The organism is Frankia sp. CoBUL1 (assembly GCF_978021245.1).
Map to the genome: position 1 here is coordinate 1 of NZ_CDXDOS010000135.1, position 8,964 is coordinate 8,964.

The following is an 8,964-nucleotide window of genomic DNA, read 5'->3' on the forward strand; positions in this document are numbered from 1 at the left end:
GGCTCAGTGAGCGGGCCAAAAACCAAGACTAACGCAGTATTTTGGATAGCACACTCGGGTGGACGAGTGCTAGTCGCCAGCAACCTAAGACGATTCATGAAAGGAGGAAACATGAACGGACACACCAATGTCATCCGCACCCTGCGTGCACTTATGCCCACTCGGGCGCTTACGCTCAATGAAGCGTACGTACTTGCCGAACAGCAAGCAACGAAGCTCTTGCAGCTTCTCAACATAACGAACGTGCCGGTAGACGTGGCCCGTATCGCCAAGTTGCCGAAAATTGAAGTGCGTGTGCAACCGCGACACCGCATGCCGAACCTCGCCGGCTTTTCGCACTGGTCACAGGGCCGCTGGCTTATCGTCGTCAACAAAGACAACGTTGAGGGCCGACGCCGGTTCACCCTGGCGCACGAGTTCAAGCACGTGCTCGACCACGCAACCGGCGACGTGAACTATGCCAAGCTCGGCGGTGGGGACAAGTCGAAGCACGACAAGCAAATTGAGCAAATCTGCGACTACTTTGCCGCGTGCCTGCTCATGCCGCGTATCGCGGTCAGAAAGGCATGGACGAGCGGTCTGCAAGACCTACCGACACTCGCCCAACACTTCAACGTCTCGACCGCTGCTATGAAAATCCGACTCGAATACCTCGGTTTCCTTGACGACGAGCGGTCGATAGAGCGTTACTTCCGAAGCGAGGTTCCGGCGCTTCCGATGAATACCGAACCATGCGGCCTCGCTGCTTAGTGAGATAACTATCTCGTTCGCACCTTCACAGAGGAGAAATCATGAGCAAGGCGTCGCTGAACGGCAGAGTCCGCGACGCAGTGACGGCACCATCAAAACGCGCCATCCTGTATCTGCGGGTGTCGTCCAAGCGTCAAATGGACACCGATGCCGACCTTGACCCTGACGGCAATTCCATCGACACGCAACGCAAGGTTTGCCGCGAAAAGGCGCGGCAGATGGGCGCGGTGATCGTCGATGAGTATGTCGAGCCGGGCAACTCGGCACAGACGATTAGCAAGCGTCCCGTGTTCCGGGACATGATGCAGCGCATCAACGAACAGCGCGACGTGGATTGCGTCATCATCTACATGCGGTCACGGGCGTTCCGCAACTACGTGGACGCGGGCAACACGAAGCTCGCGCTGCAAAAGCTCGACGTGAAGCTCGTCTCGGCCAAAGAAGACTTTGGCGAAGGCATCATGGCGGAAGCTATGGAAGCCGTCACCGACGTATTCAACTGGCTACAAGTTCGCATGAGCAGTGAAGACATCAAAATCAAGATGGCCAACAAGGCGCGCAATGGTGGCACCATCGGCCGGGCCAAGATCGGCTATCTCAACGATAAGGTGCTCATCGACGGTCGCAAGGTCAATACCGTCGTGCTCGACCCTGTACGGTCGCACTACGTTCCGATGGCTTTCGAGCTGTTCGCGACCGGACAAGAAACGGTCGCTACGCTCCGCGAAAAGCTGACGCACGCGGGCTTCCAAATGCCGATGAACGGCAAGAGCAAGGGCGGGCCAATCTCGTTGGAACGGCTCCGACAGCTTTTGCGGGACCGCTACTACCTCGGCTACGTCACCTACGAGGGCATCGAGTACAAGGGAAGGCACGAACCGTTGGTTTCTGAAGAGCTGTTTGAGCACGTACAACGCATCCTTGACTCGCACTCCGGTTCCGGCACGCGGTACCGCACGCACAACCACTACCTCAAGGGTCTGCTCTACTGCGGGCGCTGCAAGTACCGGTTCATCGTCCAGCGCGCCGAAGGTCGGCACGGCGGGGAGTACTACTACTTCTTCTGCCGGGGACGGCAACAAGGGCTCTGCGACATGCCGTTCATACCGGTTGAGGTCATGGAAGACGCCGTAGTGGCTTACTACGGCGACGCGGTGAGCCTGCCGGCCGAGTGGCTTGCCGAGGTTCGCGCGGGCGTAGACGAAGCCGTGAGCGACCACCACGAGCTGAGTGACGCACTCCGCGACCAGTATGCCAAGCGGCTTGACGCCCTCGACCACAAGGAGAACTACTTTCTCGACCTGGCGGCCGAGCAGGAGTGGCCCAAGGACAAGCTTCGCGCCAAGATCGACGCCATCCGGCACGAGCGCCGCGAGATCGAAGACACCCTGGCGCAGGCAGAACAGCACCTTGACCGAGGACGTGAGGTCTTCCACCACGCCCTTGCCCTGCTCGAAGCGCCACAGGCGGCCTACGAGCGCGGTGACGAGGCAGTGCGATCCATCTTGAACCGGGGCTTCTTCACACGCCTCTACGTGGACGGTGGCCGCATCACGGGCCACGAGATGAAGGAACCCTTCGACATCCTCACCGAGGCGTACCGCGTCTACCAGGTCAACCGGACCGGCGCGAGCATCACTCGCCAGACACAGCAGAGCGCCGCACCCACGGATGAGTACGGCGCTCGTGCCTCGGAGTCCGTGACCGGCCCCCCTTGCCCTGACCTCGGAGGTCAGGGGTTGGAGTAAGCCGGTCATGGTGGAGCTGAGGGGATTCGAACCCCTGACCCTCACACTGCCAGTGTGATGCGCTACCAGACTGCGCCACAGCCCCAACTACTATTCATTTTATATCAGACCCGAGCAAATCCGGTCTTGCACCCCACCCGGGCACCAAACCTGTCCTGATGGACTACTTCGGCAAGTGTACAGGCTCCGTGTCGGCTACTGTCGGCGCCCCCTGGCTCGGCAGGAGCGTCTCGGTTAGTCCCGATCCGGCGGTCCCGACCTTACCAGCCAGCGGCCCCGCGTTGTGCTCGACCAGGCGGAACCCACCCTCGACGAGCCGCAGGACGGACCACCGGCAGTTGGCGAGCGGTCCGAAGTGCCACCAGAACTCCGGTGGGAGGCCGAGCACATGACCGATCAGTGACCGGGCAGTACCGCCGTGCAGGACAAACACGACGAGACCGTCCCATTCGGCCGGAAACCCCTCGGCCCGGACCTCGTCGAAGACCGTGCCGGCCCGCTCCGCCACCTGCCGGTAGGTTTCGCCACCGCCACGGGGCACGTCATCCCCGCGCCGCCAGGCCCGATCCTCCGCGGGGAAGCGTTGGGCCGCCTCGGCAGCGGTCAGCCCGGACCACGCGCCGAGATCGATCTCGCGCAGCCGCGCGTCGGAGCGGAAGGGCACGCCGAGCGCCGCCGCGGTGTCCCGGCAACGTTGCAGGTCAGACGACACGACGAGTTCCGGGCGCATCGCCTGGATGACCGGGGCCACCGCGGCGACCTGGGCGCGCCCGGTGGCGTCGAGGGGCGGATCCGCGTGCCCCTGGAAGCGGCCGATGTCGTTCCAGGTGGTCCTGCCGTGCCGCCAGAGCAGCAGCCTCACCGTGGGGTCGCCGTACCGGGCCCGGCCACCCCCGAGCCCGAGCCGCCGCTCGCCGCGGTGGACCCCGGGGAGGCACCGACCCCGACCCCGACCGCCGCGTCGACGAACGGGATCACCGGGCAGTCCTTCCAGAGCCGTTCGAGGGCATAGTAGACCCGCTCCTCGTCCCGCTGCACGTGCACCACCACGTCGACGAAGTCGAGCAGGACCCAGCGGCCCTCCCGCTCTCCCTCCCGCCGGACGGGCTTGGCTCCCAGCCGGCGTAGGTGCTCCTCGATCTCGTCGACGATACCCTTGACCTGCCGCTCGTTGCCCGCGGATGCGAGCACGAAGCAGTCGGTGATGGCCAGCCGATCGCTCACGTCGAGGATGAGCAGGTCATGGCCGAGCTTGTCGGCGGCCGCCTGCGCGGCGGCGAGGGCGAGTTCGACGGCTCGCGGGGAAGCGGTCACGCTCGGGTTCTCCAGGGTGGTGACGGGCGGGAGGCATCCGTCTTCGGCTGCCTCGCGCGCCGTCCGGGGCCGGACGGCTGCATCCAGCGTGACACATCGACGCGCGGGCAGGGCACTCCTCGCGTCCATGACGGGCCGAAAAATCGAGATATCGCCTGGCCCGGTGGCCCGTCCGGACGGCTCGGCGGGTTAGGAAGCACCCTGGTAGAGACGCCGCTTGGCGATGTAGCGCACGACCCCGTCGGGAGTGAGGTACCAGATCGGCGCCCGGCGGCCAACCCGTTCCCGGATGTCGGACGAGGAGATCGCCAGCGCCGGGACCTCCAGCAGGCTGACGGCGCCGGTCGGGAGGCCGGCGTCCAGCGCGAGGTGGTAACCGGGCCGGCTCACGCCGACGAAGTGGGCCAGTTCGAACAGCTCGCGGTGGTCACGCCAGGTGAAGATCTGCGCAAGCGCGTCCGCCCCCGTGATGAAGAACAGCTCGTCGTCCGGTCGCGCCGCACGCAGGTCTCGCAGGGTGTCGATGGTGTAGGTGGCGCCGCCCCGGTCGATCTCGATCCGGCTGACCGTGAACTGCGGGTTCCCCGCCGTCGCGAGGAAGGTCATCAGATAGCGGTCCTCGGCGGCGGAGACTTTGCGATGGATCTTCTGCCAGGGTTGCCCGCTCGGCACGAAGACCACCTCGTCCAGATCGAACAGGGCGGCCACCTCACTGGCTGCGACGAGGTGCCCGTTGTGGACGGGATCGAAGGTCCCACCCATGACACCGAGGCGCACGACCGGACACTAACCCCGCATCACCGCACGTGCCCGTCTGGCGCAGCCCGGCGGGAGATGTGCCACAAAGCCTCACACCCACCGGCGCCTCACACCCACCAGCGCCTCACGCTCATCGGTCTCACGCCCACCGCCGTGCCCGCCGCAAGCGGGCCAGTCCTGGAACGGCCCACCCGGCTAGGCTGACCACAGGCCGCAGGCCGGCCCCGTCCCCCCCGCAAGGAGGTCCCGCCCATGCCGACCAGTCCGCGTGCGGGGCAACCCGCCGCCCCCGAGGATCTCGTTGACGTTGACGGCCTGCTCGCCGCCTACCACGAGATCCATCCCGATCCCGCCGATCCGACCCAGCGGGTGTCGTTCAGCACGTCCGGTCATCGTGGCTCGGCGCTGCGCGGCTCCTTCAACGCCGACCACATCCTGGCCACCACCCAGGCGATCTGCGACTACCGGAAGGAGGCAGGCGTCGACGGACCGCTGTTCGTCGGGATCGATACGCACGCACTGTCGGCGCCCGCGCTCGCGAGCGCCCTGGAGGTCCTCGCCGCGAACGGCGTCACGGTACGCATCGCCCCGGACGGCGAGGCCACCCCGACCCCGGTGATCTCGCACGCGATCTGCGCCACAACCGCGAACGCACGCCAAGCAACAGGACGGGCAGGACGGACACCACCGACACCACCGGCGCGACCGGCGCGACCGGCCCGGCGCGCGGCCTCGCCGACGGCATCGTCGTCACGCCGTCGCACAATCCGCCCGCCGACGGCGGGTTCAAGTACAACCCGGCGCACGGCGGTCCGGCGGACACCGGCGTCACCAAGGTCATCCAGGATCGCGCGAACGCCCTGCTCGACGGTGGCCTCGCGGGCGTGGCCCGGGTGCCATACCCGCAGGCGCGCGCCGCCGCCGTGGTCCACGACTACGTCGGCGCCTATGTCGCGGACCTCGGCGACGTCATCGATCTCGACGCGATCCGCGGCGCCGGGGTGCGCATCGGCGTCGACCCGCTCGGTGGGGCGAGCCTCGTGTACTGGCAGGCCGTCGCCGAGCGGTACAAGCTGGATCTCGACGTGGTGAACACCACGATCGACCCGACCTTCGCCTTCATGACGACCGACTGGGACGGCAGGATCCGGATGGATCCGTCGTCGCCGTACGCGATGGCCTCCCTGGTGCGGCTGGCCGGCTCGTTCGACGTCGCCCTCGCCAACGACGCCGACGCCGACCGGCACGGCATCGTCACCGGCACGGCCGGGCTGTTAAACCCGAACCACTACCTCTCCGCGGCCATCGCCTACCTGTTCGGCCACCGCCCGGGCTGGCCGACCGGGACGGCGATCGGCAAGACGCTGGTCAGCTCCAGCATGATCAACAGAGTCGGAGTGAGCCTCGGTCGCAACGTGGTCGAGGTGCCGGTGGGCTTCAAGTGGTTCGTGGCCGGCCTGACCGACGGGAACCTGGGCTTCGGCGGCGAGGAGAGCGCGGGCGCGTCGTTCCTGCGCCGCGACGGCGCAGTATGGACGACCGACAAGGACGGGATCATCGCCTGCCTGCTCGCCGCCGAGATGACGGCGGTCACCGGCCGGGACCCCGGGCAGTTGTACCGGGAGCTCACCGATGTCCACGGTGCCCCGGCCTACCGGCGGGTCGACGCGCCGGCCACCCCAGCGCAGAAGAAGATCCTGGCCGCGCTCACCCCGGAGAGCCTCAGCGCGACGACGCTCGCCGGTTCGCCGGTGACCGCCGCGCTGTCGCACGCGCCGGGCAACGGCGCGGCGATCGGCGGGGTGAAGGTCGTCACTGACGATGCCTGGTTCGCCGCCCGGCCCTCCGGCACCGAGGACGTCTACAAGGTCTACGCGGAAAGCTTCCGGGGCCCCGGACATCTCGACGAGGTCATCACGGAGGCACAGTCGATCGTTGACGCCGCCCTCGCCCGCGGCTGATCCTGCCGGTCCCCAGGCCGGTCCCGGAGCCAGCCTGGGGACCGGGGCTGGGGCCGGGGTCGGGGACCCGTCAGGACGGAAGAAGCCGCCCGAGGAACGCCTGGAGCTGCTCGACGTTGCGGCACTCCACCATCTCGTCAACGAGCTCGGCGTACACGTTTGTCGCCGAGTCGCCCGAGCCCCAGTAGCTGCGCGGCTCCGGGTTGAGCCAGTAGGAGTGCCGGGCCTGCGAGCACAGTCGCCTGAAGATGGTCGCCGAGGTCGGTCGGTAGTTGTTCCGGGCGTCACCGAGGATCAGCAACGACGTCTTGGGACCGACCGCCTCGGGGTACTTCTCGGCGAAGACCTCGATGGCATGCCCGTAGTCGCTGTGCCCGTCGAACCAGACGAGGTCCGCCTCTCCGGAGATGCGGGCCATCATGTCGCCGAGGTCGAGGCCGCGCAGGTACCTGGTGACCTCGTCGGTCGTGTCGATAAAGGCGAACGCCCGGACCTTGGCGAACTGCTCGCGCAGCGCATGGGTCAGCATCAGGGTGAAATGCGCGAACGAGGCCACCGAGCCGGAGACGTCGCACAGCACGACCAGCTCGGGTTTGTGCGGCTTGTGCGGGCGGTGCCTGGTCTCCACCGGTACACCGCCGGTGGCCAGCGATGCCCGCACCGTGCGCCGGAAGTCCAGCCGGCCGATACGGCCGAACCGGCGCCGCGCGGTCAACCGGGTCGCCAGCCGCCGGGCGAGCGGGTAGACCTGCCTGCGCAGCTCCACCAGGTCCCGCTGGGAGGCTCGCAGGAACTCGACCTGGTCGCTGAGCGGCTTCACCGCGGTGCGCTCGACCGCATCGAGGCCGCGTTCCTCGGCCATCCGCCGCCGCACCTCGGTGGACACCATCTCCTCGAACCCGCGGATCCGGTCGGTAATGGTCTGCCGGGCGGCCCGTTCGGCGAGTCCGCCACGTTCGGAATCTGCCAGCATCGCCGCGAGCAGATCGACGATGAGGGTCTCCGCCGACATCACCCGCAGCACCCGGTAGATGAACCACGAGCGGGCGGAGCTGCCGCGCGCCGACCCGAACGCGCTCACCGCCTGCCGGGCGAGCGCGCGCAGCGCCTCGTCGTTGCCGTCGCGCAGCGCGTCGAGCAACTGGTCGCGCAGCGCCTGACGCAGCTCCTCCAGCTGCTCGGGCGACAGCTCGCCGGGATCGACGCCGGCGTTCGCCGCCGCGCCGTTCGCAGCCCTGGCCGGGTCGTCGTCCAGGTCGTCCAGGTCGTCCAGCGACACCCCGTCCCCGATCCGGGGCGGGAAGTACAGGTCGAACAGAGTGTCGAAAGCCGGCCGGTACAGCGGCCGCTTGCACAGGGTCGCCGCGAATGCCGCCCGGACGGCGTCCCGCTCGGCCCAGCCCAGCGCGCCGACGGCCCTGGCGGCATCCACGGTCTCAGCGCTGCTCACCGGGACACCGACCCGGCGCAACGCCGCGGTGAAATCGACGGTGCGGTCCAGCAGATTCATGCCGGCGCCCCCTCGTGGACGTGCGGCCGTGGCGACGGCCGTCAGCTGGCAATCGGTTCGATGAATTCGATCAGTTCGATGGGTTCGGCTCGGGCTGTTCAGTTCGCGCCGAGCTTGAGGTGACTGATGGCTCGGGCCTGGTCGCTGGCGTGCTTGAGGACGACGCCGAGAGTCGAGGCGACGGCGGTCTCGTCGAACGTGTCGAATCCGAGCGCGAGCACGGTCTGACCCCAGTCGATGGTCTCGGCGATGGAGGGCGCCTTCTTCAGTTCCATCGCCCGCAGCGCGCGGACGATCCGGACCAACGATTCGGCGTGCCTCTCCGGGAGATCGGGCACCCGGGAGAGCACGATCTCCTTCTCCCGCTCGGCCGAGGGATAGTCCAGGTTGAGGTAGAGGCAGCGCCGCTTGAGCGCCTCGGACAGCTCCCGCGTCGCGTTGGAGGTCAGGATGACGAAGGGACGGCGGATGGCGCTGATGGTACCGAGCTCCGGAATCGTCACCTGGAAGTCGGACAGCACCTCCAGCAGCAGGCCTTCCACCTCGACGTCGGCCTTGTCGGTCTCGTCGACGAGCAACACCGTCGGCTGCTGGCGGCGGATCGCCGTCAGCAACGGCCGGGAGAGCAGAAACTCCTCGCTGAAGATGTCGTCGTGGGCCTGCTGCCAACCCTCGGCGCCGCCGTCTCCCGATCCGGCCTGAATGCGCAGCAGTTGCTTCTTGTAGTTCCATTCGTACAGTGCGCGAGCTTCATCAAGCCCTTCGTAGCACTGCAGCCGAATGAGCTCGGCGCCAACCGCGGTCGCCAGCGCCTTCGCGAGCTCGGTTTTACCGACACCCGCGGGCCCCTCCACAAGCAGCGGTTTACGCAGCCGATCCGCGAGGAAGAGCGTGGTGGCAGTGAGCCTTTCCCGGTAACCGC

The 8,964-nt window shown here is 67.3% G+C and carries 7 protein-coding genes, 1 tRNA gene and 1 pseudogene; 3 read left to right on the forward strand and 6 right to left on the reverse strand.

The annotated features are described in order from the left end of the window. Positions 1–111 precede the first annotated feature (111 nt). Complete coding sequence (locus tag AC08OX_RS11160; RefSeq protein ID WP_476607749.1) at positions 112–750, forward strand: ImmA/IrrE family metallo-endopeptidase; 639 nt, start codon at positions 112–114, stop codon at positions 748–750. A gap of 41 nt (positions 751–791) precedes the next feature. After that, positions 792–2,498: a recombinase family protein gene (locus AC08OX_RS11165; protein ID WP_476607750.1), complete on the forward strand. Its 1,707-nt coding sequence runs from the start codon at positions 792–794 to the stop codon at positions 2,496–2,498. An 8-nt stretch (positions 2,499–2,506) separates the two neighbouring features. Here the strand turns inward: AC08OX_RS11165 and AC08OX_RS11170 are convergent. The 4 genes from AC08OX_RS11170 to nadD all read right to left on the reverse strand — a co-directional run bounded on the left by AC08OX_RS11170 (position 2,507) and on the right by nadD (position 4,574). Further along, positions 2,507–2,583, reverse strand: a tRNA-Ala gene (locus AC08OX_RS11170). Between the two features lie 78 nt (positions 2,584–2,661). Next, positions 2,662–3,360: a histidine phosphatase family protein gene (locus AC08OX_RS11175; RefSeq protein ID WP_476607751.1), complete on the reverse strand. Its 699-nt coding sequence runs from the start codon at positions 3,358–3,360 to the stop codon at positions 2,662–2,664. Then, positions 3,357–3,812, reverse strand: a complete 456-nt coding sequence (gene rsfS / locus AC08OX_RS11180) for a ribosome silencing factor (protein ID WP_476607752.1) — start codon at positions 3,810–3,812, stop codon at positions 3,357–3,359. The genes AC08OX_RS11175 and rsfS overlap by 4 nt, the downstream gene beginning before the upstream one ends. A gap of 189 nt (positions 3,813–4,001) precedes the next feature. Continuing rightward, positions 4,002–4,574, reverse strand: a complete 573-nt coding sequence (gene nadD / locus AC08OX_RS11185; RefSeq protein WP_476607753.1) for a nicotinate-nucleotide adenylyltransferase — start codon at positions 4,572–4,574, stop codon at positions 4,002–4,004. Positions 4,575–4,823: 249 nt separating this feature from the next. Between nadD and AC08OX_RS11190 the strand changes: the two are divergent. Next, positions 4,824–6,532 (forward strand): annotated as a pseudogene (locus AC08OX_RS11190) (phosphoglucomutase, alpha-D-glucose phosphate-specific). A gap of 70 nt (positions 6,533–6,602) precedes the next feature. On the opposite strand, the gene AC08OX_RS11195 reads toward AC08OX_RS11190, so the two are convergent. Both AC08OX_RS11195 and AC08OX_RS11200 read right to left on the reverse strand, forming a co-directional pair. Then, positions 6,603–8,042 carry a vWA domain-containing protein gene (locus tag AC08OX_RS11195; RefSeq protein WP_476607754.1) on the reverse strand — a complete coding sequence of 480 codons (1,440 nt, stop codon included), beginning with the start codon at positions 8,040–8,042 and terminating at the stop codon, positions 6,603–6,605. Positions 8,043–8,140: 98 nt separating this feature from the next. Next, a partial coding sequence (locus AC08OX_RS11200; protein ID WP_476607755.1) for an AAA family ATPase occupies positions 8,141–8,964 on the reverse strand: 824 nt, incomplete at its 5' end.

Excerpts from the sequence above, each read along its gene's own strand:
- AC08OX_RS11195 (WP_476607754.1), bottom strand. The coding sequence starts at position 8,042 with ATGAATCTGCTGGACCGCACCGTCGATTTCACCGCGGCGTTGCGCCGG.
- AC08OX_RS11160 (WP_476607749.1), top strand. The coding sequence starts at position 112 with ATGAACGGACACACCAATGTCATCCGCACCCTGCGTGCACTTATGCCC.
- AC08OX_RS11165 (WP_476607750.1), top strand. The coding sequence starts at position 792 with ATGAGCAAGGCGTCGCTGAACGGCAGAGTCCGCGACGCAGTGACGGCA.
- nadD (WP_476607753.1), bottom strand. The coding sequence starts at position 4,574 with ATGGGTGGGACCTTCGATCCCGTCCACAACGGGCACCTCGTCGCAGCC.